A 24,586-nucleotide genomic window follows, 5' to 3' on the forward strand; every position below is an offset into this window, starting at 1 on the left:
GGCTGGAATCCCCGCGCGCCGCACGATCCATTTCGCGTAGATTGCCGAGCAGGGAACCGGACGTACGCGAGGGGAAAGAGCACAGGTGGCAGGGGCAAGGAAGGGTGTGCACGAGGCCCGCAGGGTCGTCGTCAAGGTGGGCTCCTCGTCGCTGACGACCGCGTCCGGCGGTCTGGACGCGGACCGGGTCGACGCGCTGGTCGACGTCCTGGCGAAGGGCCGCAGCGGCGGGGAGCGGGAGATCGTCCTGGTCTCCTCCGGTGCCATCGCGGCCGGCCTCGCCCCGCTGGGGCTGCGGCGCCGCCCCAAGGACCTGGCCCGGCAGCAGGCCGCGGCCAGCGTCGGTCAGGGCCTCCTGGTCGCGCGGTACACCGCCTCCTTCGCGCGCTACGCCGTCCGCGTCGGCCAAGTGCTGCTGACCAGCGACGACATGAGCCGCCGTGCCCACCACCGCAACGCCTCGCGCACCCTCGACAAGCTCCTGGCGATGGGCGCGTTCCCGATCGTCAACGAGAACGACACCGTCGCCACGGACGAGATCCGCTTCGGCGACAACGACCGGCTCGCCGCCCTCGTCGCCCACCTCGTCCGCGCCGACCTGCTGGTGCTGCTGTCCGACATCGACGGTGTGTACGACGGCGACCCCAGCAGGCCGGGGACCTCGCGCATAGCGGAGGTGAGGGGACCGGAGGACCTGGCCCACGTCGAGATCGGCAGCGCGGGCAAGGCGGGCGTCGGCACCGGCGGCATGGTCACCAAGGTCGAGGCCGCCCGCATCGCGGCCGCCGCCGGCATCCCGGTCGTCCTGACCAGCACGATCCACGCCGCCGAAGCGCTGTCCGGCGGCGACACCGGCACCTACTTCCACGCCACCGGCAAGCGCTCCGCCGACCGGCTGCTGTGGCTCCAGCACGCCTCCACGCCCCAGGGGTCGCTCACCCTGGACGACGGCGCCGTACGGGCGGTCGTGGAGCGCCGCAAGTCCCTGCTCCCGGCCGGGATCGCGGCCGTCGAGGGCGAGTTCAGCGCGGGCGACCCGGTCGAGCTGCGCGACACCTCCGGCCACGCGGTCGCACGCGGACTCGTCAACTTCGACGCCAAGGAGATCCCCCAGCTGCTCGGGCGTTCCACTCGCGAACTGGCGAGGGAGCTCGGAGCGGAGTACGAGCGGGAGGTCGTGCACCGCGACGACCTGGTGATCCTGGAGCCGTAGGTCCGCGACCGGCCGGCGCCCCGACGGCTGACTTTGCCGAAAACAGGGGGAACGCCCCGTTTCAAACGTCGCCCTGAGGTGGACGTTCCGCAAAATCGCCCCGTGAGCCCTTGCGGCCTGCTGAACTTTGTCCCAGGGACACATTCCGCACGACCAGCTGGTCGGTCACTGCGAAAAGGAGGCCGTCGTGAGACGAGTGCGCCCTGGGACGGCGTCCCGCAGTGCCGGTGGGGGCTCGTCCCGTGCGGCCGGTGAGGAGCGTGCCTTGACCAGCGTGGCGGCCGGCGACCGGTACGAGCAGCCCGAGGACCTGCCCCGCCTGTGGCACGTCACCCTCTCCGTCTCCGGCCGGGAAGCCCCGCTGAAGGAGGTCCGCCGCGCCCTCGAACAGCTCGCCCACGACCACCCCTTTCTGCTGACCAGCCGGTACGCCGGCGACCACGCGGAGATCCGCTACTGGGAAGAGGCCCGCGATCTGCACGACGCGGCCGCCGTCGCCCTGCGCCTGTGGGGCGAGCACCGGCAGAGCGCGGGGCTGCCGCCCTGGGAGATCGTCGGCCTGGAGGTCATCGACCGCGAGACCTATCACCAGCGCGTCGCCGAGGGCTACGGACCACCACCGGCGACCCCCGTGGGCGTCCATCCCTATTGAGCGCCCCTGGGCGGCTTGTCTCGCGGTTCGGAATGCGCGGGGGAACGGCCCGGCAACCGCACTACCCTTCTTTCATGACCACGCTCTCGCCGTACGACTCCATGTCCCCGGTCAACCGGGCCGCCTACCGCGCCAAGGCCGCCGCCGCCGACCTCGCCCCGCTGCCGCGGGCCGAGAAGGACGACGCGCTGCTCGCCATCGCGGACGCCCTGGAAGTCCGTACGAGCGAGATCGTCGAGGCCAACGCCAAGGACATCGCCAAGGCCCGCGAGGCCGGCACCAGCGAGGCGATCATCGACCGGCTGACGCTGACGCCGGAGCGGGTGCGGGCCATCGCCGCAGATGTGCGGGACGTCGTCGCGCTGCCCGACCCGGTCGGCGAGGTCGTGCGCGGCTCGACCCTCCCCAATGGCATCGACCTGCGCCAGGTCCGCGTCCCGCTGGGCGTCGTCGGGATCATCTACGAGGCCCGTCCGAATGTCACCGTGGACGCCGCCGCCCTCTGCCTGAAGTCGGGCAACGCGGTGCTGCTGCGCGGCTCGGCCTCCGCGTACGAGTCGAACAGCGCCCTCGTGCGGGTGATCCGGGACGCCGTGGGCGGGGCCGGGCTGCCCGCCGACGCCGTGCAGCTGGTGCCCGGCGAGAGCCGGGAGAGCGTGCGCGAGCTGATGCGGGCCCGCGGCCTGGTCGACGTGCTCATCCCGCGCGGCGGCGCCTCGCTGATCCAGACGGTCGTCTCGGAGTCGATCGTCCCCGTGATCGAGACCGGCACCGGCAACTGCCACGTCTACGTCGACGCCCACGCCGACCTCGACATGGCCATCGAGATCCTGATCAACTCCAAGGCCCAGCGCGTCAGCGTCTGCAACGCCGCCGAGACCCTCCTGGTCCACCAGGACATCGCCCCCGAGTTCCTGCCGCGCGCTCTGGACGCCCTCGCGGAGGCCGGCGTGACCGTGCACGCGGACGAGAGGGTGATGGCGTACGCCAAGGACTCCAAGGCGACCGTCGTCGAGGCCACGGCCGAGGACTGGGAGACCGAGTACCTCTCGTACGACATCGCCGCCGCGGTCGTGGACTCGCTGGACAAGGCCGTCGAGCACATCCGGCTGTGGACGTCCGGTCACACCGAGGCGATCGTCACCACTTCGCAGCAGGCCGCCCGCCGCTTTACCCAACTGGTCGACTCCACGACGGTCGCGGTGAACGCCTCCACCCGCTTCACCGACGGCGGCCAGTTCGGCTTCGGCGCGGAGATCGGCATCTCCACGCAGAAGCTGCACGCCCGCGGCCCGATGGGACTGCCGGAGCTGACCAGCACCAAGTACATCGTCACCGGCGACGGGCACGTACGGCGCTGAATCAAGCCGTCCTGGGGCCCTCGGGGCGCGTCGGCGGGCCCCGGGGCGCACGGCGTGCGGCCAGGGCATATGCGCCCGACACGCGCCCCCGGAATGACCCCGTGCCGCGGGACGGGTGTCTCACAGGGCGGATGAATTTCCCTACCGTCTGCCCAAATTGACCCCCCAGGACTACTCTGGATCCCGTGCCGGAGGACGTGGGGGGCACGCCGTTCCCTGACGGCTGGGAGCCCGACGACGACCACGACCGCGGGGTGTCGGACGAAGAGTTCGCCTCCGTGGTCTTCGACGAGGCCTTCGTACAGGCGGCCGCGGTGCACGAGCCGACCGCCGTCGAGCGCCTCCTGGCCGCCGCGCAGGCCAGAGCGGAGGCCTCCGAGGCGGAGGCCCGCCGGGCCCACGGCCGGGGCGAGGGGTACGAGGAGGGGTACGGCCCCGAAGGCCGCACCGGATTCGGCCACGATCCCGACCTGGACGATCTGGACGACACGGACATCCTCGAAGGCCCCTACGGCGCTCCGGGGGCGTACGGCAAGCAGGTCCGCTGGCACCGTCCCGTCGCCTGGATGCTCGCCCTGGTGATGGGCATCGGCATGGTCGCGCTGGCCTTCACGGCCGTCTACCGCGGCGCTTCCTCGGGCAGCCGGGACCAGGTCCCGCCCCCGGCCTCCACCGGCCTGGAGCAGGGCAGTGGAGCGGCTCCGTCCGCCTCCGCCGACTACTCGCCGCCGGCCGTCCCGGCGACCCCGCGCACGCCCTGACGCGGAGTCGATCGAGGGCCTGAGCACCACGGAGAGCCGCCGGGCGAACCTGGTGAGAACCTGTCAGAACTTGTCGCGCAGCGGGGCGTTTACCCGAGCTCTCCGCGACCTACCCTTGAAGATATGGGAGGGTCTGGAGACCCACCCGAGGGGACACCCGAAGGCGGCCCCGGAGGTGGCGAGGAAGAGTACCGATCCGTCGTCTTCGACGAGTCGTTCATCCGTGCTGCCCGCCTCCAGGAGTTCTCCGCGCAGGAGCGGATGGCCGACCACGCCCCCGCCGTACGGCGCCGTGCCCCCATGCGCCGGGGGCTGTCCCGGCAGGCCCTCGTCCTCGTCCTGCTGATCGCCGTGGCCTTCGGTACGGCGATCTACATGGGTGTACGGCACCCCTACCAGGGCCCCGCCGAGTCCGGACCGCCCGCCGAGCCCCTGCGGATGACCGTCATCCCGCTCGCCCCCGAGGGACAGGTGCCCGGGGCGAGCGACACCGACCACCTGTTCGCGAGCAGCCCCGCCGCGCAGTTCCGGATCGGCGCCGAGGGCATACCGCTGCCGGCCGCGCGGCGCACCGCCCACTTCTCCGACGGGCAGGTCACGAACGCGCTGAGCATCGCGAAGGACTACATCGTGCGGTCCTCGCTGTACCCCGAGGTGCTGACCGGCGACCAGATCCGGCCGGTGCGGGTGCTGCTGGACCCCGACCAACTGGACCAGTTCGACCAGAGCTTCGGGCACCCGGCCGCGGACGGCCGGCATGCGCCGACGGGGTGGCTGGTGCGTTTCGACTCCGCGCAGGCGGAGCTGGCCGACCGCGGCGTCCGGGTGCAGGGAACGCTCCAGGCGGCCGAGACCGACGCGTCGACGCTGGAGGTCACGGCCGACCACACGTTCGTGTACGCGCTGCGACCGGCGACGGCCGAGGGCGGCGAGAAGGCGGACGCCGCGGCGAAGCCGGTCGAGGCGTCGCTGTTCACCGTCCGCCGGGAGCTGCACTTCCGCTTCGACCGCGAGGACCTGCGGCTGCACCAGACCCAGCTGGTCGTCTCCTACGTGCAGGCAGGTCCGCTGTCCTGCGCCGAGGACTCCACGAACCGGCTGCATCCGCTGCTCGCGGGCCAGACCGCGAAGGAGGGCGGCCCGGCCGGCACCGACCCGTACGCCACGGGCGGCGCGACGGCCCTGTGCGGGTCGCTGGCGACGGGGTCGCAGCCGAAGGTGTGAGCGTCGGCCCGGGCACCCTGTGATCGCCCGGACCGGTGCTCGGAGGCGGCGGTGGCCTCAGTTCCGTCCGGCGTCGCCCGAGCCGCCCGAGCCGTCCGTGCCGTCGGCCCCGTCCGTGCCCGTGCCGTCCTGCCCGGGCTCGTCCCTCGGCGGCGCGCTCGTGAAGCCGCCGAAGCCCCGGCGCACCCGGCCGCCCAGGTCCCCCGCGCCGCCGGCGATGTCCGTCACCAGCTTCATCAGGGGGTCCTTGGAGGACTTCACGTGGGTGGCGTAGTGGGACGCCGACTCGCGGAAGGAGTCGGTGACCGAGGTGTCCTTGTCCTCGCTGCGGCGCGGGTAGTGGCCGTCCATGAGCCGCTGGTAGTCGCGGGACTCGGCCCACTTCTTCAGCTCGGCCGCGCGGACCGTGGTGAAGGGGTGCGAGCGCGGCAGCACGTTCAGGATCTTCAGCACCGAGTCGCGCAGGTCACCGCCCGCCTCGTACTCCTCGGCCTGCTTCAGGAAGGCGTCCACGTTCATCTCGTGGAGGTGATTGCCGCCCGCGATCTTCATCAGGCCGCGCATCGAGGCCTTCAGGTCCTGGCCGACCAGCAGGCCCGCCCGGTCCGCGGACAGCTCCGACTTGCGGAACCACTCCCGCAGCGCCGTCACGATCGCCATGATCGCGAGGTTGCCCAGCGGGATCCACGCGACCCGGACGGCGAGGCTGGTCAGGAACAGCAGGATCGTGCGGTACACCGCGTGGCCGGAGAGGGCGTGGCCCACCTCGTGGCCGATGACCGCCCGCATCTCCTCCTCGTCGAGGAGCTCCACCAGTCCGGTCGTGACGACGATGATCGGCTCGTCCAGACCGATGCACATCGCGTTCGGCACGGGGTCCTGGTTGACGTACATCGGCGGGACCTTCTCCAGGTCCAGGATGTAGCAGGCGTCCCGCAGCATGTCGTTGAGGTGGGCGAACTGCTGGTCCGACACCCGCACCGAGTCGGACAGGAACAGCAGCCGGAGGCTGCGCTCGGGCAGCAGCCCGCTGAGCGCCTTGAAGACCGTGTCGAAGCCGCTGAGCTTGCGCAGGGCCACCAGGGCCGAACGGTCCGCCGGGTGTTCGTACGCCCGCGAGGAGATCCCCGGGAAACGCCTGCGCTGCCTGCTCGGTACGTTCTCGTGCCCGTTGTGCTCGTGGCCGTCGGACATGTCTTTCCCCCATGTGCGTGTGGAGTGGGTCTCTCGCGGCCCTTTGCGGAGCCTTGTTCCGCCCTTTGCGCCCCCCGAAGCAGAGCCCAGCCTAGGCGGAGTTACCTTGGACGGGCACTACAGCGAAGGAGTTCCGCGTCATGGAGCACAACCCCTCGGCCGCCTGGCTCACCGAGGCCGCGCGGGCCGCCGAGCAGCAGGGAGCGGGAAATCTGCTCCGGGTCGTACTGATCGTGATGGTCGTGGGCTGTGTGCTGACCGCGTGGTTCCTGTTGCGGGGCTACAGGCAGAAGGACGACTGAACCGCCGGGAAGGTTGCCCGTCGGTCCTCCGCGGCGCCCCAACGGTGGAGTCGGCGTGATCGCCGTCATGGCGCCCGCTTACGATGGGCCGACATCTTTATCCCGCCCACACCGATAGGTCACGCCGAAGATGAGCTTCCACAGCGCAGCTGCCCAGTTGGTCACCCTCGCCGCCGAGGGCGAGGAGCATGGCGGCGGTCACGACAGCATCAGCCCGTTGGCCACCGGCGGCGGCGCGTTCATCATCCTTCTTCTGCTGCTGTGGATCACCACCCGCTTCAACCGCGACCGCTGAGTCCCGGCCAGGCCCCCGCTCCGCCCGCGCGACAGCCGGCCGGAGCTCTCAGGCGGGGCCGGTAGGGTCTGCACGCATGGGAGAGCAGGACATGCCTACCGGCCCCGGAAACGGCCCGTCGAACCCCGGCAAGCGCCGTCTCGGCGTGATGGGCGGAACCTTCGACCCGATCCACCACGGGCACCTCGTCGCGGCCAGTGAGGTCGCCGCGCAGTTCCACCTGGACGAGGTCGTGTTCGTACCGACCGGCCAGCCGTGGCAGAAGAGCCACCGGCATGTCTCCCCGGCCGAGGACCGCTATCTGATGACGGTCATCGCCACCGCCGAGAACCCGCAGTTCTCCGTCAGCCGCATCGACATCGACCGCGGCGGTCCGACGTACACGGTGGACACGCTGCGCGATCTGCGCGCGCTCAACCCCGACACGGACCTCTTCTTCATCACCGGCGCCGACGCCCTCGGTCAGATCCTGACCTGGCGCGACTCGGAGGAGCTGTTCTCCCTCGCGCACTTCGTCGGCGTCACCCGGCCCGGCCACCACCTGGACGACGCCGGCCTCCCGGAGGGCGGCGTGTCGTTGGTCGAGGTTCCCGCGCTGGCCATCTCGTCCACCGATTGCCGCGCGAGAGTCGCAAAGGGAGATCCCATCTGGTATCTGGTGCCGGACGGAGTCGTGCGCTACATCGACAAACGTGAGCTGTACCGCGGCGAGTGAGGCAGTGAGCCGAGAGGGGCTACCGGTGAACGACCGATACGACGCGGGGGCGGCAGGACACGGCGCCGACCAGTACGAACTCGTCGGCTACGACGAGTACGGACGGCCGGTGTACCGACAGGTCCCGCAGCAGCAGACGCAGCAGCAGTACGACACCTACGCACAGCAGCAGGGCTACGGCTACGACCCGTACGCGACGGGCTCGCAGCAGCCCCAGCACTACGACCCGTACGCCGGCGGTGACACCGGGCAGCAGCCGCCCACGCCGTCCTACGACCCGTACGGCACCGGTACGCACCAGCAGCAGCACACCGGCACCCACCAGCAGCACGCGGCGCAGTACGACCCCTACGGCCGTACCGCCACCAGCGGCCAGCAGCCGCGGGTCGCCGAGCAGACCGCGTACATCCCGCACCAGGCCGGGCCGGTGGAGGAGCCGGTGAGCCAGGAGCGGGGCGAGCGGGACTACCGCACCGAGCAGTTCGCCTTCGTCGAGGAGCCCGACCAGGACTCCGAGGACGTCATCGACTGGCTGAAGTTCACCGAGAACCGCACCGAGCGCCGCGAGGAGGCCAAGCGACGGGCACGCGCGCGTGTGGTCGCCCTCGTGGTCGTCCTGGCGCTCGCCGCGGCCGGCGGCGTCGGCTACCTCTGGTACGCAGGGAAGCTGCCCGGCCTCACGGCCTCGGACGACAAGAAGGACACCGCGACGCCCGTCGGCGCGCAGAAGCGCGACGTGATCGTCGTCCACCTGCACAACACCAAGAAGGGCGGCACCTCCACGGCGCTGCTCGTCGACAACACCACCACCAAGCAGGGCACCACCGTCCTGCTGCCCAACTCCCTCGCCCTCTCCGGCGACGACGGCAGCACGACCACGCTGGCCAAGTCGGTCGACGACGACGGCTCCTCGGGGACCCGCGACGAGATCGACACCGTCCTCGGCACCGAGATCCAGGGCACCTGGCGGCTGGACACCCCCTACCTCCAGAACCTCGTCGACCTGATCGGCAACATCGAGGTCGACACCGATGTGAACGTCCCCGACCCGGACGCCAAGAAGGGCACCGCGCCCCTGGTGCGCAAGGGCAAGGCCCAGACCCTCAGCGGCAAGTCGGCCGTCGCCTACGCCACCTACCAGGGCTCGGGCGAGGCGCAGAACGCCCAGCTGGAGCGGTTCGGGCAGGTCATGCAGGCCGTGCTGCGCAAGCTGACCTCGGACGCGCAGGGCGCCACCACCACCGTGCAGACGCTGGGCATGATCATCGAGCCGCCGCTGACCGACAAGGACCTCGGCGCCTTCCTCGCCCGGCTCGCCGACCTCGCCAAGGGCGGCGACTACAAGACGGCCCTGCTGCCGGTCCGGACCGACGGCACGCTGAGCGCCCAGGCGAGCGCCGGCGTCGTCAAGGACGTCCTCGGCGGGACCGCGAAAAGCCCCGACAAGGACGCCGCGATCCGGGTGTCCGTCCGCAACGCCAGCGGCGTCAAGGACAACACCGGCAAGGCCCGCGTGGTGCTGCTGAACGGCGGCTTCACGTTCCTGGAGGGCGGCACCGCCTCCGCCGAGGCCACGTCGAAGGTCGTCTACGCCGATGCCGCCGACAAGGACGACGCCGCCGAGGTCGCCAAGACCCTGGGGCTGTCCGCCGACGCGGTCGCCAAGGGGGACGTGTCCGCGAACGCCGACGTCTCCGTGGTCCTGGGCCAGGACTACGAACCGTCCTCCTCGTAGCCCGCACCCCGCACATCACCGCAGGCCACCCCACGTGAAGCGATAATCACGTGGGGTGCTGTCACCGGTCCGTGAGACCCTTGATGTCGAGTGAAGTCAAGTGTCCGCCGATCGAAAGCCTTGTAGTGACCGCTACCGACCGTTCCCTCGAGCTCGTCAACACCGCCGCCCAGGCCGCAGCCGACAAGCTCGCGCACGACATCATCGCCTACGACGTCAGCGACGTCCTGTCGATCACGGACGCCTTCCTGCTGGCGTCCGCACCCAACGACCGCCAGGTCAAGTCGATCGTCGACGAGATCGAGGAGCGGCTCAGCAAGGAGCTCGGCGCCAAGCCGGTGCGCCGCGAGGGCGACCGCGAGGCCCGCTGGGTGCTGCTCGACTACGTCGACATCGTCGTCCACGTCCAGCACAGCGAGGAGCGTGTCTTCTACGCCCTGGAGCGGCTGTGGAAGGACTGCCCCGAGCTCGAACTGCCCGAGGACGCCAGGGCCACCCGCGGCAAGGCCGCCGAGCACGCCAAGCTCCAGGCCGCCGAGGAGGCCGCCGAACTCGGCGGTGAGTGGCGATGAGTGCCACCGGCGAGGTGTCCGCGGGCAGGCCCGGCCGGGGCCGCCGCGTCATCCTGTGGCGGCACGGCCAGACCTCCTGGAACGTGGAGCGCCGCTTCCAGGGCTCCACGGACGTCCCGCTCACCGAGGCGGGCATCTCCCAGGCCCGCCGCGCCGCCCGGCTGCTCGTCAACCTCAAGCCCGACGCGATCATCGCCTCCGACCTCCAGCGCGCCGCCGCCACGGCGGCCGAGCTGGCCGGGCTCACCGGCCTCGAGGTGACGCACGACGAGGCCCTGCGCGAGACCTACGCCGGTGTCTGGCAGGGCCTGACGCACGAGGAGATCATCGCCCGGCACGGCGAGGAGTACGCCGCCTGGAAGCGCGGTGAGCCGGTGCGCCGCGGCGGGGGCGAACTGGAGACCGAGGTCGCCGACCGCGCCGCGCCCGTGGTGCTCCGGCACACCGACAAGCTCCCCGACGACGGCACGCTCGTGGTGGTCAGCCACGGCGGCACCATCCGTACGACCATCGGCCGCCTCCTCGGCCTCCAGGCCCGGCACTGGGAGAGCCTGGGCGGCCTCTCCAACTGCTGCTGGTCCGTGCTGGGCGAGGGTGCGCGCGGCTGGCGCCTGCTGGAGCACAACGCCGGCACCCTGCCGGAGCCGGTGCTCGGCGACGACGACTGACGCACGGGTCCCGGCCGGGACGACCCGGGACCCGGATTTCACTTTCTGGCAGGTCGCAGGCTAAAGTTCTTCTTGTTCGCCCCGCCGCACGGGGAGGAACGCAAGGGGCTATAGCTCAGTTGGTAGAGCGCCTGCATGGCATGCAGGAGGTCAGGAGTTCAATTCTCCTTAGCTCCACAGTCAGACAACAAGATCCCGTCGATCGCTCAGATCGGCGGGATCTTCTGGTATCCGAACTGTTCGGGTCCGGCTTGAGTCACTTGGGCCTCGCAGGCGTATACCTCTCAGGAGAGGCGCGTTGGGGTGCGAGTTCGGATGGTCCGCATGGCCACGGAGGCTGCCGTGGCCGGACTGGTACTGAGGCGTCGCTGACCGTATTGGTCCGGCCGTGGCAGAATCAAACGGCCGGAGGGGGCGCGGCCCGACGGGAGGGAGTAGCGATGCCTGCGAGCATCCGCGGAGAGGTCGGTCACCTCTCCGAAGCAGCACTGACACGGGATACGATCACCCGCCTCAGCTGCCCTTCCTGCGGTTCCGTCCATGTCGCCCAGCTTCTCGGTGACAACGGCGGTGTTTCCTACGTGTGCACGGCCTGCGGCCACAGCTGGAGCTGATCGATGGGTGCACACAGGCGAAAGTGCGACTGGTGCGGCAGCGGAACGCCGATCGTCCGTGACATGGAACCGGTGAACCCCGACTACCAGTACTGGTGCGAGGAATGCGCGCGGGCGCTGATCATAAAAGGCGACCCGATCGAGACCTACCGTGAGCTCGAGGGCGAGCCGATCTACGGCCGGCTGCTCGAAGAGCACTGCACGCTCAAGCGCTTCTATTCGTTCGTCACGGCATGACTCCCGGGTCGTAGATTCCGACATTTCGGGTCGTACTGCCCTGGACGGTAAACGATTTGGTGCTGCGCCCGGTCGACCGGTAATGTTGGCGTCGCCGCCGGGGAAACCGGGCGACAGCGGTAGAAATGCGGCTCCGCCGCAGGGCCGCACGGGGCTATAGCTCAGTTGGTAGAGCGCCTGCATGGCATGCAGGAGGTCAGGAGTTCAATTCTCCTTAGCTCCACAGTGAGACAAGAAGATCCCGCCGGATGGAATCCATCCGGCGGGATCTTTTTCGTGTGCGAACACCGCTGGTTGCGGGGGCCGCCCCGGTGGGACGGCCCCCGGCCTCAGCGGCCCAGAGCGCGCCTGCCGCGGCCCTGGGAGAGGACCGGCAGGTTGTTGCGGGAGGTGTCCTGGCCGCGCGTGTCCTCCTCGATGCGCAGGGCGAGAGCGGGGCAACGGCGCACCGCGCGCAGGGCCTTGGCCTCGGCGTAGCGCGGGACCATCGCCTGGGCGACGGTCGGGAAGCCGTCGGCGCCGAGCTGGAAGACCTCCGGGAGGATGTCGGCGCACAGGCCGTGGCCGCGGCACAGCGTCCAGTCGACGTAGATCTTCTGGCGGCTGGGGCCGTTCTCCTCCTCCTCGGCGCCGCCCGGTATGCCCGTGGGTGCCCTGCCGCCCTCGAAGAGCGGCAGAACGCCCTCCACGGGCCGTCCGCAGCCGTTGCCGAGGACGTGGGCCGCGAGGTCGTCGGTGAACGCCTTGATGGTCGACTCCAGGAACATCGCGGAGCCGTCCGGGTGCGAGCACGCGCCGCGCCGTTTCACGTTCTTGGCGACCTGCTTGAGCGCCTCCAGGGCGGCCGGGCCACCGCCGTTGAGGATGTCCTCCAGGCCGCGCGCGGCGGCCGGCAGACCGAGGTAGCAGGGGCCGCACTGGCCCGCGCTCTCCTCGGCCAGCCACTGCGCCACCCGCAGCGACTCGCCCAGCGGGCAGGTCTCCTGAGTGATCGGCAGAACCGCGCCGGCGCCGAGCGCGCCGCCGACCGCGTCCAGGGAGTTGCGCGAGACGATCGCCTCGTTGACCGTCGCCGCGTCGATCCACTTGCCGTGGTAGCCGCCGGTCAGTACGCCCTGCGGCACCGGCGGGGCGCCGGCGAGCTGGAGGACGTAGCGCAGCGGCACGCCCGTGGGGACCTCGATGACCATCGGGCGGGCGACCGCGCCGGAGACCGTGAGCATCACGGTGCCGGGCTCGTCGTACAGGCCGGTGTTGCCGTAGCGCTCCGGTCCGATGCGGGCGGCGATGGCGAGCTGCGCGAAAGTCTCGGCGTTGGACAGCAGGGTGGGGGCGCCGCCGACGCCGTTCTGCGAGGCGCTGACCTTGCGGCCGGGCGGGATCGCCGGGCCGCCGTCGATCGAGCGGATGACGGACGCGGCGGCACCGGTGACCATGCGCACCGGGTTGCGCTGGACGAACGCGCGCAGCGCCGAGCGGCGGCTGTTGCTCAGGCCGCGCTCGGCGAGGGCGGCCTCCATGGACCGCTGGGTGGACTCCCGGGTGACCGCCACCACGAGCGTGCGGGCACCCATGGCCTCGGCGCACAGCAGCGCGCCGTCCAGGATGAGATGCGGGGCACGGTTGATCATCACCGTGTCCTTGCGGCAGGCCGGTTCGTCCTCACTGCCGTTGACCACGACGACCGGCCGTACGCCGCGCTTGATCGCGGCCTCCGCCACCGAGCGCAGCTTCTTGTGGAAGGGGAAGCCCGCGCCGCCGCGGCCCCTCAGGTTGATGTTCTCGGCGAGCTTGGCCAGTTGCTCGCCGCCCATCGGTTCGAGCGGCCCGTGCACCTTCAGATGCATGGGCAGATCGAGTCTTTCGACAAGGTCGAAGCCCGACGTGAGCTGAGGAAGACCGACCACGCGGACTTCTGGTACGTCGGGCAGGGCCTCGTTCACTTAAAGCCTCCGGAAGGCGTGTTCCAAGGTTCGCCCGAACCCGGTGCCTCGAAGTCGTAGGGGGCACCGGGGAATGTTTCAGTGGCGGGACCGCTGTTGTTGTACGTGTCGTTCTGGTTGTACGTACCGAAGACGGCGTTTGTCTCAGAGGTGTCGTACACATCACTCGACCCGTAGCCGGCCGCGTTGGAGCCGTAGCCCGACGTGTTCGAACCGTAGGTCGTGGTGCCGGAATTGTCGTAGACCGGGATGTTGTAGCTGGTGTCGTTGAGCGGGTCGTAGGCGGACGGGGGTGCCTCGCCGACCGGCGGCGGGGAGGGGATGGGCCAGTTGCCGGTGCTGCTCGAGCCGCCGTCGACGCGCGGGATCGCCTCGGTCGGCTGCATGTCCATGGGCAGGTCCATGCGGGAGGTCTGGTCGGCGTACGGCTGCTGTTGCTGCCCGCGCGAGCGGGGGTTGACGGCGCGATAGGCGGCGGCGAAGCCACCCGTCGTCTCCGCGGCCGAGGGGGCCTGGGAGGGCATGCCCGGCAGCGGGCCGGGGCGCTCGTTGCGGGACGGGCGCTCCTCGCGTGAGCCGCGCGCCGGGCGCCGGCTCTCGTAGCCGGGCAGCGAGCCGGACGCCGCCCGGGCGCGGCTCTCCTCCAGGTCCTCGCGGGCTCCCGGGTCGTTGCCGATGATCTGGGCGAGGCGGTCGGCGACCTTGCGCTTGACCGGGCGCGGGGCGGCGCGCAGGGCGAGGGCCGCGGCCACGGCGACGACGCAGAGTTCGTAGCTGACCATGAAGAACGTCTTCGCCGGGCGGCCGGCGAACAGGCCGTGGATCAGGGCCGCGCACCAGGCCGGGTAGGCCAGCATGTGCATCGCGCGCCAGCGAGCGGCGACCGGCGCCGGGGAGGCGAACTGGTTGCGCAGGGCGCCGGTGACGCCGACGAAGATCATCAGAAGCGCGGCCAGGGAGCCCAGGCCGATGAGGAACGCGCTGCCCGGGATCTCGCTGCCGCCGGCGAACACCAGGCTGAAGGGGATCAGCGCGGCGATCGGGGTGGCGTGGTCCAGGGCCAGTTTGACGCCGATGTGCACCAGGAGGAACGCGATCGCGGCCACGGCGGTCACCCGGTGGATGCCCTGCGCGATGATCCGCTGGCGGGTGTTGAGGATCATCCGGTCCTGGGCGACCAGGCCCCAGATGACCGAGCAGGTGAGGCAGACGAGCGAGAGGACACCGGCACCGAAGTTGAGGAACTCCTGGAGCCAGGTGCCGCCGAGCAGCACGACCAGGGGTATGAGAAGCAGAACAGCGGCGGTCGCCACCCCGTAGGCCGACCGGCCCGTCCTGGGGAGCGAACTGTTACTACGACGAGGGTTCATGGGGGCAACTCCGAGCGGTTCGGGAAGGCGGTCCCGGTGCCGCACTCTAAGTGGCTCCATACCGGGGGGTACGGCGTTTGAGTTATTGCGTTGTTATCTACGGGCTGCGAGGGGCTGGCGATGTCCCTTAGCGACTGTTACGCCAGGTAACAATTGAACCTTGTTCAGCTTTTCCATGTCTTCACAACTCTCAGGTACGGAACGGGGGGCGCGGTTGTTCATGTGTGACCCCTCTCATGAGCCCGTCGCGCCCCCGGGAAGCCCGTCGCGACCCGCTGCGGCGCTGCGGTACCCTGACGCCATGCGTGCCGTACGCCTTCTGCTTAGCGAGCCGCGCTGATCAATCCCGACCACCGGGCGAATCGGATGGTCGGCATCGGCGCGGCGTCCCCTCCTGTGCGAGGGGATTTTTCGTTTCCAGGGAATCGCAGCCGCCGGCAGAGACGATCGATGGAGCTTTGAGGATCATGAGCGAGACGAACCCCGCTGCCGCCGAGGTGGCCGCGCCGCACCGCTACACGGCGGCCGTGGCCGCCGAGATCGAGGCACGCTGGCAGGACTTCTGGGACGCCGAGGGCACGTACGCGGCGCCGAACCCCAAGGGTGACCTGGCGGGCGACCCCGAGCTGGTCGCCAAGCCCAAGAAGTTCATCATGGACATGTTCCCGTACCCCTCCGGTGCGGGCCTGCACGTCGGTCACCCCCTGGGCTACATCGCCACCGACGTCTTCGCGCGCTTCCAGCGCATGACCGGCCACAACGTCCTGCACACCCTGGGCTTCGACGCCTTCGGCCTGCCCGCCGAGCAGTACGCCGTGCAGACCGGCACGCACCCGCGTGTCTCCACCGAGGCCAACATCGAGAACATGAAGGTCCAGCTGCGCCGGCTGGGCCTGGGCCACGACAAGCGCCGGTCGTTCGCCACGATCGACCCGGACTACTACAAGTGGACCCAGTGGATCTTCCTGCAGATCTTCAACTCCTGGTACGACGACGAGGCGAGGAAGGCACGCCCGATCGCCGAGCTGGTCGCGCAGTTCGAGTCCGGTGAGCGTGCGGTTCCCGGTGGCCGCTCCTGGGACGCGCTGACCGCCGGCGAGCGCGCCGACATCCTGGGCGAGTACCGCCTGGCGTACGCCTCCGACGCGCCGGTCAACTGGTGCCCCGGCCTGGGCACCGTGCTGGCCAACGAGGAGGTCACCGCCGAGGGCCGCTCCGAGCGCGGCAACTTCCCGGTCTTCAAGGCCAAGCTGCGCCAGTGGAACATGCGGATCACCGCCTACGCCGACCGGCTGCTGGACGACCTGGACGAGCTGGACTGGCCCGAGGCCATCAAGCTGCAGCAGCGCAACTGGATCGGCCGCTCCGAGGGCGCCCGCGTCGACTTCCCCGTGGACGGCGAGCGCATCACGGTCTTCACCACCCGCCCCGACACTCTGTTCGGCGCGAGCTACATGGTGCTGGCCCCCGAGCACCCGCTGGTCGAGAAGTTCACCCCGGACGCCTGGCCCGAGGGCACGCACGACGTGTGGACCGGCGGTCACGCGACCCCGGCCGAGGCCGTCGCCGCCTACCGCGCGCAGGCCGCCTCCAAGTCCGACGTCGAGCGCCAGGCCGAGGCCAAGGACAAGACCGGCGTCTTCATCGGCGCGTACGCGACCAACCCGGTCAGCGGCGAGCAGGTCCCGGTCTTCATCGCCGACTACGTCCTGATGGGCTACGGCACCGGCGCGATCATGGCCGTACCGGCCGGCGACCAGCGTGACTTCGAGTTCGCGCGCGCCTTCGAGCTGCCGATCGTCTGCATCGTCGAGCCGACCGACGGGCGCGGCACGGACACCTCCACCTGGGAGGACGCCTTCGGGTCGTACGACGCGAAGATCATCAACTCCTCCAACGACGAGGTCTCCCTGGACGGCCTGGGCGTCGTCGAGGCCAAGGCGCGCATCACCGAGTGGCTGGAGCGGTCCGGCGTCGGCGAGGGCACCGTCAACTTCCGCCTGCGCGACTGGCTGTTCAGCCGCCAGCGCTACTGGGGCGAGCCCTTCCCGATCGTCTACGACGAGGACGGCATCGCCCACGCGCTGCCCGAGTCGATGCTGCCGCTGGAGCTGCCCGAGGTCGAGGACTACAGCCCGCGCACCTTCGACCCGGACGACGCCGACACCGAGCCCGAGACACCGCTGTCGCGCAACGAGGACTGGGTCAACGTCACGCTGGACCTGGGCGACGGCCCGAAGCGCTACCGGCGTGAGACCAACACCATGCCGAACTGGGCCGGTTCCTGCTGGTACGAGCTGCGCTACCTGGACCCGCACAACAGCGAGCAGCTGGTCGACCCCGAGATCGAGCAGTACTGGATGGGCCCGCGCGAGGGCCAGCCGCACGGCGGCGTCGACCTGTACGTCGGCGGTGCCGAGCACGCCGTGCTGCACCTGCTGTACGCCCGCTTCTGGTCCAAGGTCCTGTTCGACCTGGGGCACGTCTCCTCCGCGGAGCCGTTCCACAAGCTGTTCAACCAGGGCATGATCCAGGCCTACGTCTACCGCGACAGCCGTGGCATCGCGGTGCCGGCCGCCGAGGTGGAGGAGCGCGACGGCGCGTACTACTACCAGGGCGAGAAGGTCTCCCGACTGCTGGGCAAGATGGGCAAGTCCCTGAAGAACGCGGTCACTCCGGACGAGATCTGCGCGGAGTACGGCGCCGACACGCTGCGTCTGTACGAGATGGCGATGGGCCCGCTGGACGTCTCCCGGCCGTGGGACACGCGCGCGGTGGTCGGCCAGTTCCGGCTGCTGCAGCGACTGTGGCGCAACGTCGTCGACGAGTCGACCGGCGCCGTCACCGTGGTGGACGCCGAGCCCGACGAGGACACGCTGCGTGCCCTGCACAAGGCGATCGACGGCGTGCGCGGGGACCTGGAGGGCATGCGGTTCAACACCGCGATCGCCAAGGTCACCGAGCTGAACAACCACCTGACCAAGGCGGGGGTGGCCGTTCCGCGCTCCGTCGCCGAGTCGCTGGTGCTGATGGTCGCGCCGCTGGCCCCGCACATCGCCGAGGAACTGTGGCGCAGGCTGGGCCGCACCGGCTCGGTCGTGCACGAGGACTTCCCCGTCGCCGACCCGGCCTACGTGGTCGACGAGACGGTCACGTGCGTCGTGCAGATCAAGGGCAAGGTCAAGGCCCGCCTAGAGGTCTCGCCGGCCATCTCCGAGGAGGAGCTGGAGAAGGCCGCGCTGTCCGACGAGAAGGTCGTGGCCGCACTGGACGGGGCCGGGATCCGGAAGGTGATCGTGCGCGCGCCGAAGCTGGTGAACATCGTCCCGGCCTAGGTCTTCGGGAGCCTGACCCGGCCGCACGTCGTGACCTCGGCGGACGGCTCCGGGTGATCCCCTACGGGCAGGTTCGGGGTTCCGCTGGAACTCCGGGCCTGCCCGCTGCGTTTACCGTTGAAGAGTGACCTGGCACGGGTCGTGGCCGGTCGGAGGAGGAGTTCGTGGAAGCAGTGATCGCAGTCGTCGCCCTGCTCTTCGTGCTCTTCGTCGTGCTCGGCGTGTACGCCACGGTGAAGGTGGTCGGTGCCGCCAAGCGCCGCGTGGACGAGACGATCACCCACGCCCGGCGCACGGTCGAGGACCACACCCTGCGGGCCAAGTCCTTCGCGCAGCCCGGCGCGGCCGGCGAGCTGGCGCAGCTGCGGCTGAAGCTGCGCACCTCGATGCGCGCCACCCAGGACGCCCTGCACGCGGGCGTGAGCGAGGACGAGTCCCTCAAGGAGTCCCTGGGCCTCTTCGAGCGCCTCAGCGCGCACGGCCACGAACTGGACGCGGAGCTCCGGCGCCTGGAGTCCGAGCCGGACCGTACGACGCTCGGCGCCCGGTTGCCGGAGCTGCGCGAGCGCACCGAGCGCATCGTCGAGGCGGCGGACTCGCTGCGCTGGGCGGTCCGCGACCGGGCCCGCCGGTTCGCCGACGACGACCTGGACAGCCTCAGCGCGCAGATAGACCTGGAGTCCGGCGCCCTGCGGCACTGGCAGACGACGGAATCCACGACGACCGGGTCCTCGGCCGGGCCCTCGACGACCGGATCTTCGGCCCCGGGATCTACCGCCCCCGGATCATCAGCGACGGGGCCTTCAGGGACGGGATCCTCGAAGGCGGAAGCCTCCACGGCGGGGCCGACGGCTGAGCGTCCGTCCTCCCCGCCACCCCCGTGGCCCGAGGCACCCGCCGCCGACGCCGCTGACACGACCGAGCAGACCTGGCCGGACAGCCCTCAGCGGCAGCGGGCCGAGGAGCCGACGAGGCCCGCGATCAACCCGCCGGGCCCCCGCCAGACCTACCCCTGGCAGAAGAAACCCCGTCCCGAGAGCACGACTTGAGCCCGCACGATGCCGCGCCGCTCCGGTCAAGGCTTCACCGCCTGAGCGGGGTCGGGCTGCCGCCCGGGCGCTACGCCAGGTAACCTCCAGCTCATGTCCCGCCATGTCGCTATCGTCACCGATTCAACGGCCTACCTGCCGCCCCGGACGATGGAGCGCCACGGCATCACAGCGGTACCCCTGACCGTGGTCGTCGGCGGCCAGGCGCTGGACGAGGGCACCGAGATCTCGACCCGTTCCCTCGCACAGGCGTTGCAGAAGCGACGCCCTGTCACCACCTCGCGCCCCAGCCCCGAGGTCTTCGCGCGGCACTACCGCGAGGTCGCCGAGTCCGGCGCCACCGGCATCGTCTCCCTGCATCTGTCCGCCGAGCTCTCCGGCACCTACGACGCGGCCGTCCTCGCGGCACGGGAGGCGCCGGTGCCGGTGCGGGTCGTGGACACCGGCATGGTCGCCATGGCACTCGGCTTCTGCGCGCTCGCGGCGGCCGAGGCGGCGGAGACGGGCGGCACGGTGGACGAGGCCGTCACGGCCGCCGAGAAGCGGGCCGGAGCCACGGCCGCCTACTTCTACGTCGACACCCTCGACTATCTGCGCCGCGGCGGCCGTATCGGCGCCGCGCAGGCCCTGCTGGGCTCCGCGCTCGCGGTGAAGCCGCTGCTGCAGCTGGAGGGCGGCCGGATCGGCCCCCTGGAGAAGGTCCGCACGGCCTCCAAGGCGATCGCCCGCCTTGAGGAGATCGCGGCCGACCGAGCGGGCAGCGCACAGGTGGACATCGCGGTCCACCATCTCGCGGCCCCGGACCGGGCGGCGGCGCTGGCGGATCGTCTGCGGGCGCGCGTGCCGGGCTTGGCCGACCTGCATGTCAGTGAGGTCGGGGCGGTGATCGGGGCGCACACGGGGCCCGGGTTGCTGGGGGTTGTGGTTTCGCCTCGGTGAGGGGGCGGTGTGGTGAGGCGGTGAGGCGGGGGTGGCTGGTGACGGGGACTCGGTGACTCCTCGTGGGGCGCGTCTCTTGTGGGTCGCCTCTCTCGTGGGGCCGCCTCCCTGGTGGGGGCCGCCTCCCTCGGGGGGTCGCACGTGGTGAGAGGGCTTTGCATGCGTGTGTCATCACTCGTGCGGGTGGCTGGGTTTTCCACAACTGGGAAGTAATCCCCGGGAATTGAGCAAGATCATCGTGGGTCGGGCGGGGTGTCCGATCCTCGTCGCATGGCACTTCGATCACGTACACGTTCACGTAGCGTCACGCGTCCGGGCACGGGCACGCGGGCCGCCCGCACAGCGACGGTGACCAGCGGTCCGGGGCGCGGCCCGCACTCCGACGGGCGCACCCGTCACCGGCGAGGCACACAGGTCACCGGGAGGGCGCGTCAGCGCCATGCGTCGGCGGAGGAACTGCGGCGCAGGGCGGAGGTGATGTTCGCCGAACGGGTCGGGGAGTGGCGGGAGTCGGGGGCGGGGCCGCCGGGCTGGGACGAGGGTGCGGAGAGGGGCTCGGGCTTCGCTCGCGATCCGGAACTGGCGTATGCGGGTGTGGGCAGTGGGGCGGGTCGGGAGGAGGGTCCGGGGGAGGGGCCTGGGGCTGCTTCTGAGGAGGGTGTTGGTTTGGCCGGGGCCGGGGCCGGGGCCGGGGCCGGGGCTGCGGCTGCGGCTGCTGGTGCCGGGGCTGATGCCGGAGGTGCTGGTGTCGGTGTCGGTGTCGGTGTCGCTGTCGGCGGAAGGGCCGATGGCGGTGGCGATGCCGGCGGCCGGGCGGGTGCTGGTGATGAGGGCCTGGCTCGGGGCGTGGCGGCGGGCGTCGGTCCGGGGGAGTGGCGGGCGCGGGGTGCGTCGGCGTTGCGGGAGCGGATGCCGGTGTGGCTGCAGGCGCGCTGTGGGCTGGAGCGGCGGAACGTGGTCGCGCTCACCGTCGTGCTCGTGCTCGCCGCCGGCTTTGCGGTGCAGCACTTCTGGGCCGGGCGGGCGCAGTCCGTGAGGGCGCCCGAGGTGGTGCGGGCGGCGGCACCGTACGGAGGAGAGGAGCCGACGGGGGAGAAGGGCGGCGAGCCCGGGTCCCTTGCGTCGGGCACCGGTGCCTCGGCGGGCGGTGCGCCCGGGGCAGTGGGTACGGCGGCGCCCGAGATCGTGGTGGACGTCAGCGGCAAGGTGCGCGAGCCGGGGATCCATCGCCTCCCGGCGGGCTCGCGCGTCGCGGACGCTCTGCATGCGGCCGGCGGAGTGCGCCCCGGCACCGACACCGACGCCCTCAACCGGGCACGGTTCCTGGTGGACGGCGAGCAGGTGATCGTCGGCGCTCCGGCGGCACCGGCACCTGGGGCCGGCACGAGTACGGGCACGGGCGGCGCAGCCGTCCCCGGAGCCGCACCCGCCGCGCCGATCCCCCTCAACACCGCGACCGTGGATCAGTTGGACACCCTGCCGGGCGTCGGCCCGGTACTGGCCCAGCACATCATCGACTACCGCACCCAGCACGGCGGCTTCCGCTCGGTGGACGAACTGCGCGAGGTCAACGGCATCGGCGACCGCCGTTTCGCCGATCTACGAAACCTCGTACGGCCATGAGGCAGGACGGCCAGGACAGTCTCGCCCCTGACGGGCCGCCCGCCCGAGCCGCTGTTCATGCGGCGTCGGGACGTCGGCTCGGCGCGGGTCACCCCCGTCGGGACGGCCACGACAGTCTCGCCCCTGACCGGCCGCCCGCCCGAGCCGCTGTTCACGTCGCGTCCGGACGACGGCTGGGCGCGGCCCACCCCCGTCAGGAAGGTCCGACGGACCTGCGTCTGGTGCCGCCGGCCCTCGCGGCCTGGGCGACGGCGGCGCTGATGTTGGGTGCCTCGTGGGAGTGGGGAGCCGGCGCGGCAGCGATCTGCTTGCTCGCGGCAGTCGTCCTGCTGCTCATGCGGCGGGGCGGGACGGGCGCACCGAGCCTCCTGTCACCGTTGCGCTCGACCTGGCCCCGCGTCTCGGCCGCCGCCGTGCTGCTCTGCGTTGCGGCGGCCGCCCTCTCCGCCGCTCTGCACGGGGCCGATCTGCGGCGTGGGCCGGTGCCGGAGCTGGCGCGGGAGTACGCCACGGTCACCGCCGAGGTCGAGATCACCTCCGACCCTCGGCTCACCCGGCCCAGGGTCAAGGGAAACCACATGGCGCCGACCGCCGTGCTGGTCAACGCCGATGTTCGCCGCGTGGAGAAGCGGGACGGCACGGCCGTGGAGACGCGGGCGCCAGTGCTGCTGATCGTCGACGCGGGCTGGGGACAACGTTCCGCGCCCCACTCCTCCGCCACCGATCCCTCCGCGACCCACCCTTCCGCCATTCATCCCTTCGCGACCTACCCTTCCTCCACTCCCCCCTCCTCCCCCCTTTCGTCTCACCCCTCCTCGTCCGACCCCTCCGTCACCCGTCCCTCCCCCTGGCTGCCCCTGCTCCCCTCAACCCGGGTGCGTGTCACCGCCCGGCTTGCTCCCGCCCAGTCGGACGGGGATCGGATCGCGGCCGTGTTGCGGGTGCGGGAGTCGGGCGGGCCGGTGGTCGTGGGGGAGCCGTCGGCGGTGCAGCGGCTGGCGGGGCGGTTGCGGGGCGGGCTGCGGGAGGCGACGGACGGGTTGCCGGCGGATGCGCGGGCGTTGCTGCCGGGGTTGGTCGTGGGAGACACCTCGCGGATCACGCCGGAGCTGGACGAGGCGTTCAAGGAGACGGACCTCGCGCACACGCTCGCGGTGTCCGGCAGCAACCTCACGATCATCCTGGCCCTGCTCATCGGCCCGCCCGGCCTCTCCCAGCTGGCCGAGCGCCGAGGGCTCGCGCCCCGTCTCGGTATCTCACTGCGGACGACCGCGCTGTTCGGCGGCGCGCTCACGCTCGCGTTCGTCGTGGTGTGCCGCCCGGATCCGAGCGTGCTGCGGGCGGCGGCGTGCGGGTCCGTCGCGCTGCTCGCTCTGGCGACGGGACGCCGCAGGTCGCTGATCCCGGCGCTGGCGACCGCCGTACTGCTGCTGGTGCTGTACGACCCGTGGCTGGCCCGCAGCTACGGCTTCCTGCTCTCCGTCCTGGCGACCGGCGCCCTGCTCACCCTCGCGCCCCGCTGGAGCGCGGCACTGCGCGGGCGCGGAGTGCCGCCGCGGCTCGCCGAGGCCCTGGCGGCCGCGGCTGCCGCGCAGGCCCTGTGCGCGCCGGTCGTGGCGGTGCTGTCGGCCCGGGTGAGTCTCGTGGCGGTGCCGTGCAATCTGCTGGCGGAGCTCGCCATCGCGCCCGCCACGGTGCTGGGCTTCGCGGCGCTGGCGGCGGCGCCGTTCGCGATGCCGGTGGCCAAGGCGGCGGCCTGGTGCGCGAGTTGGCCGGCCGGGTGGCTCGCGGGCGTGGCGAGGACGGGTGCCGCGCTGCCGGGCGCGGGTGTGGACTGGCCTGGCAGCTGGACCGGGGCGGCGCTGCTCGCCCTCGTCACGGTGGTCGTCGTGCTCGCCGGCCGGCGGTTGCTGCGGCACCCGTGGTGGTGCGGGGTGTGCGGGGCGCTGCTCCTGCTGGCGGTGGTGCAGCCGCCACCGCTGACGAGGGTGGTCACGGGGTGGCCGCCGCCGGGGTGGCGGTTGGCGATGTGCGATGTGGGGCAGGGCGACGCGACGGTGCTCGCGGCGGGCGAGGGGACGGGAGTGGTGGTGGACGCCGGACCCGATCCGACGCTCGTCGACCGGTGCCTGCGGACGCTCGGGATCACCAAGGTCCCGCTCGTCGTGCTGACCCACTTCCACGCCGACCATGTGGCGGGCCTGCCCGGTGTGCTGCGCGGGCGCGCGGTGGGCGCGATCGAGACGACGGGTCACGAAGAGCCGGTGGACCAGGTGGAGTTCGTGCGCAGGGAGGCGGCGGCCCGGCGGATTCCGGTGACGCGGGCCGCCGCCGGGGAGGAGCGCCGCACCGGGGGCCTGGGCTGGCGGGTGCTGTGGCCGCCGCCGCACCCGGCCCTGACCCCGGACGCCCCGGAGGGCCCGAACGACTCCAGTGTCACCCTGCTCGTCCGGTCGGCGGGGCTGCGGTTCCTGCTGCTCGGCGATCTGGAACCTCCGGCGCAGCGGGCGCTGTTGAGATCACCGGCGGGTTCGCTGCTGGGCGGGGTGGACGTGCTGAAGGTCGCCCACCACGGCTCGGCGTACCAGGATCCGGAGCTCATACGCCGGGCCGCGCCGAGGCTGGCGCTGATCTCCTGCGGAGCGGACAACCCCTACGGTCACCCGGCTCCCGGCACGGTCGCGGCGCTGCGGTCACAGGGCGCCGTCGTGCTGCGGACGGACGAGGACGGGGCGCTCGCGGTCGCGGGTACGGGCGCGGAGCTCGTGGTGGCGGGAGACTGAG

Annotated in this window: 20 protein-coding genes and 2 tRNA genes; 19 read left to right on the forward strand and 3 right to left on the reverse strand. The window is 71.5% G+C overall.

What is annotated here, in order from left to right:
* Window positions 1-85: 85 nt before the first annotated feature.
* The 5 genes from proB (at window position 86) to ACGFW6_RS26905 (ending at window position 5,211) form a co-directional block, all read left to right on the forward strand.
* Window positions 86-1,213, forward strand: coding sequence for a glutamate 5-kinase (proB, locus tag ACGFW6_RS26885; protein WP_393514911.1), 1,128 nt, complete (start codon window positions 86-88; stop codon window positions 1,211-1,213).
* 187 nt (window positions 1,214-1,400) lie between these two features.
* Window positions 1,401-1,865, forward strand: coding sequence for a hypothetical protein (locus ACGFW6_RS26890; RefSeq protein ID WP_393514914.1), 465 nt, complete (start codon window positions 1,401-1,403; stop codon window positions 1,863-1,865).
* 74 nt (window positions 1,866-1,939) lie between these two features.
* A complete protein-coding gene (locus ACGFW6_RS26895) occupies window positions 1,940-3,226 on the forward strand; it encodes a glutamate-5-semialdehyde dehydrogenase (protein ID WP_393514917.1) in 1,287 nt (428 codons plus the stop codon).
* A gap of 185 nt (window positions 3,227-3,411) precedes the next feature.
* Window positions 3,412-3,987 carry a hypothetical protein gene (locus tag ACGFW6_RS26900; RefSeq protein WP_393514920.1) on the forward strand — a complete coding sequence of 192 codons (576 nt, stop codon included), beginning with the start codon at window positions 3,412-3,414 and terminating at the stop codon, window positions 3,985-3,987.
* Between the two features lie 123 nt (window positions 3,988-4,110).
* Window positions 4,111-5,211, forward strand: a complete 1,101-nt coding sequence (locus tag ACGFW6_RS26905) for a hypothetical protein (RefSeq protein ID WP_393514923.1) — start codon at window positions 4,111-4,113, stop codon at window positions 5,209-5,211.
* A gap of 57 nt (window positions 5,212-5,268) precedes the next feature.
* Here the strand turns inward: ACGFW6_RS26905 and ACGFW6_RS26910 are convergent, their stop codons facing one another.
* Window positions 5,269-6,405, reverse strand: coding sequence for a M48 family metallopeptidase (locus tag ACGFW6_RS26910; protein ID WP_393514926.1), 1,137 nt, complete (start codon window positions 6,403-6,405; stop codon window positions 5,269-5,271).
* Window positions 6,406-6,545: 140 nt separating this feature from the next.
* Between ACGFW6_RS26910 and ACGFW6_RS26915 the strand changes: the two genes are divergently transcribed.
* The 9 genes from ACGFW6_RS26915 to ACGFW6_RS26955 all read left to right on the forward strand — a co-directional run bounded on the left by ACGFW6_RS26915 (window position 6,546) and on the right by ACGFW6_RS26955 (window position 11,766).
* Window positions 6,546-6,707 carry a hypothetical protein gene (locus ACGFW6_RS26915; protein ID WP_093745985.1) on the forward strand — a complete coding sequence of 54 codons (162 nt, stop codon included), beginning with the start codon at window positions 6,546-6,548 and terminating at the stop codon, window positions 6,705-6,707.
* A 130-nt stretch (window positions 6,708-6,837) separates the two neighbouring features.
* Window positions 6,838-7,002, forward strand: a complete 165-nt coding sequence (locus ACGFW6_RS26920) for a hypothetical protein (protein WP_393514929.1) — start codon at window positions 6,838-6,840, stop codon at window positions 7,000-7,002.
* 76 nt (window positions 7,003-7,078) lie between these two features.
* Complete coding sequence (nadD, locus tag ACGFW6_RS26925) at window positions 7,079-7,717, forward strand: nicotinate-nucleotide adenylyltransferase (RefSeq protein ID WP_030948193.1); 639 nt, start codon at window positions 7,079-7,081, stop codon at window positions 7,715-7,717.
* A 25-nt stretch (window positions 7,718-7,742) separates the two neighbouring features.
* Entirely contained in the window at window positions 7,743-9,452 is a 1,710-nt protein-coding gene (locus ACGFW6_RS26930) for an LCP family protein (protein ID WP_393514933.1), read from the forward strand.
* Window positions 9,453-9,577: 125 nt separating this feature from the next.
* Window positions 9,578-10,024 (forward strand): ribosome silencing factor, encoded by a 447-nt coding sequence (gene rsfS, locus ACGFW6_RS26935; RefSeq protein ID WP_393514936.1) that lies wholly within the window; start codon window positions 9,578-9,580, stop codon window positions 10,022-10,024.
* A complete protein-coding gene (locus ACGFW6_RS26940; protein WP_393514939.1) occupies window positions 10,021-10,692 on the forward strand; it encodes a histidine phosphatase family protein in 672 nt (223 codons plus the stop codon). The genes rsfS and ACGFW6_RS26940 overlap by 4 nt, the downstream gene beginning before the upstream one ends.
* A 104-nt stretch (window positions 10,693-10,796) precedes the next feature.
* Window positions 10,797-10,869 (forward strand) — tRNA-Ala (locus ACGFW6_RS26945).
* Window positions 10,870-11,309: 440 nt separating this feature from the next.
* Window positions 11,310-11,543 carry a hypothetical protein gene (locus tag ACGFW6_RS26950; RefSeq protein ID WP_003976229.1) on the forward strand — a complete coding sequence of 78 codons (234 nt, stop codon included), beginning with the start codon at window positions 11,310-11,312 and terminating at the stop codon, window positions 11,541-11,543.
* 150 nt (window positions 11,544-11,693) lie between these two features.
* A tRNA-Ala gene (locus ACGFW6_RS26955) sits at window positions 11,694-11,766 on the forward strand.
* Window positions 11,767-11,872: 106 nt separating this feature from the next.
* Here the strand turns inward: ACGFW6_RS26955 and ACGFW6_RS26960 are convergent.
* The gene (locus ACGFW6_RS26960) at window positions 11,873-13,486 is read right to left on the reverse strand and encodes an NADH-ubiquinone oxidoreductase-F iron-sulfur binding region domain-containing protein (protein WP_393514942.1); all 1,614 of its coding nucleotides are present in this window, start codon (window positions 13,484-13,486) and stop codon (window positions 11,873-11,875) included.
* Complete coding sequence (locus ACGFW6_RS26965) at window positions 13,483-14,856, reverse strand: cytochrome b/b6 domain-containing protein (RefSeq protein ID WP_393514945.1); 1,374 nt, start codon at window positions 14,854-14,856, stop codon at window positions 13,483-13,485. The genes ACGFW6_RS26960 and ACGFW6_RS26965 overlap by 4 nt, the downstream gene beginning before the upstream one ends.
* A gap of 467 nt (window positions 14,857-15,323) precedes the next feature.
* On the opposite strand from ACGFW6_RS26965, the gene leuS reads away from it, so the two are divergent.
* The 5 genes from leuS (at window position 15,324) to ACGFW6_RS26990 (ending at window position 24,585) form a co-directional block, all read left to right on the forward strand.
* The gene (gene leuS, locus ACGFW6_RS26970) at window positions 15,324-18,191 is read left to right on the forward strand and encodes a leucine--tRNA ligase (RefSeq protein WP_393514948.1); all 2,868 of its coding nucleotides are present in this window, start codon (window positions 15,324-15,326) and stop codon (window positions 18,189-18,191) included.
* 164 nt (window positions 18,192-18,355) lie between these two features.
* Window positions 18,356-19,240 (forward strand): hypothetical protein, encoded by an 885-nt coding sequence (locus ACGFW6_RS26975; RefSeq protein ID WP_393514951.1) that lies wholly within the window; start codon window positions 18,356-18,358, stop codon window positions 19,238-19,240.
* 93 nt (window positions 19,241-19,333) lie between these two features.
* Entirely contained in the window at window positions 19,334-20,179 is an 846-nt protein-coding gene (locus ACGFW6_RS26980; RefSeq protein ID WP_393514954.1) for a DegV family protein, read from the forward strand.
* A 270-nt stretch (window positions 20,180-20,449) separates the two neighbouring features.
* Window positions 20,450-21,802 carry a helix-hairpin-helix domain-containing protein gene (locus ACGFW6_RS26985; RefSeq protein WP_393514957.1) on the forward strand — a complete coding sequence of 451 codons (1,353 nt, stop codon included), beginning with the start codon at window positions 20,450-20,452 and terminating at the stop codon, window positions 21,800-21,802.
* Window positions 21,799-24,585 (forward strand): ComEC/Rec2 family competence protein, encoded by a 2,787-nt coding sequence (locus ACGFW6_RS26990; RefSeq protein WP_393514960.1) that lies wholly within the window; start codon window positions 21,799-21,801, stop codon window positions 24,583-24,585. The genes ACGFW6_RS26985 and ACGFW6_RS26990 overlap by 4 nt, the downstream gene beginning before the upstream one ends.
* Window position 24,586: the final 1 nt, after the last annotated feature.

Origin of the sequence: Streptomyces sp. Y7 (genome assembly GCF_043195415.1) — a bacterium.
GTDB lineage: Bacteria > Actinomycetota > Actinomycetes > Streptomycetales > Streptomycetaceae > Streptomyces.

Excerpts from the sequence above, each read along its gene's own strand:
- ACGFW6_RS26940 (WP_393514939.1), top strand. The coding sequence starts at position 10,021 with ATGAGTGCCACCGGCGAGGTGTCCGCGGGCAGGCCCGGCCGGGGCCGC.
- ACGFW6_RS26910 (WP_393514926.1), bottom strand. The coding sequence starts at position 6,405 with ATGTCCGACGGCCACGAGCACAACGGGCACGAGAACGTACCGAGCAGG.
- ACGFW6_RS26950 (WP_003976229.1), top strand. The coding sequence starts at position 11,310 with ATGGGTGCACACAGGCGAAAGTGCGACTGGTGCGGCAGCGGAACGCCG.
- ACGFW6_RS26985 (WP_393514957.1), top strand. The coding sequence starts at position 20,450 with ATGGCACTTCGATCACGTACACGTTCACGTAGCGTCACGCGTCCGGGC.
- ACGFW6_RS26920 (WP_393514929.1), top strand. The coding sequence starts at position 6,838 with ATGAGCTTCCACAGCGCAGCTGCCCAGTTGGTCACCCTCGCCGCCGAG.
- ACGFW6_RS26980 (WP_393514954.1), top strand. The coding sequence starts at position 19,334 with ATGTCCCGCCATGTCGCTATCGTCACCGATTCAACGGCCTACCTGCCG.
- nadD (WP_030948193.1), top strand. The coding sequence starts at position 7,079 with ATGGGAGAGCAGGACATGCCTACCGGCCCCGGAAACGGCCCGTCGAAC.
- ACGFW6_RS26915 (WP_093745985.1), top strand. The coding sequence starts at position 6,546 with ATGGAGCACAACCCCTCGGCCGCCTGGCTCACCGAGGCCGCGCGGGCC.
- ACGFW6_RS26905 (WP_393514923.1), top strand. The coding sequence starts at position 4,111 with ATGGGAGGGTCTGGAGACCCACCCGAGGGGACACCCGAAGGCGGCCCC.
- leuS (WP_393514948.1), top strand. The coding sequence starts at position 15,324 with ATGAGCGAGACGAACCCCGCTGCCGCCGAGGTGGCCGCGCCGCACCGC.
- ACGFW6_RS26990 (WP_393514960.1), top strand. The coding sequence starts at position 21,799 with ATGAGGCAGGACGGCCAGGACAGTCTCGCCCCTGACGGGCCGCCCGCC.
- ACGFW6_RS26895 (WP_393514917.1), top strand. The coding sequence starts at position 1,940 with ATGACCACGCTCTCGCCGTACGACTCCATGTCCCCGGTCAACCGGGCC.
- ACGFW6_RS26965 (WP_393514945.1), bottom strand. The coding sequence starts at position 14,856 with ATGAACCCTCGTCGTAGTAACAGTTCGCTCCCCAGGACGGGCCGGTCG.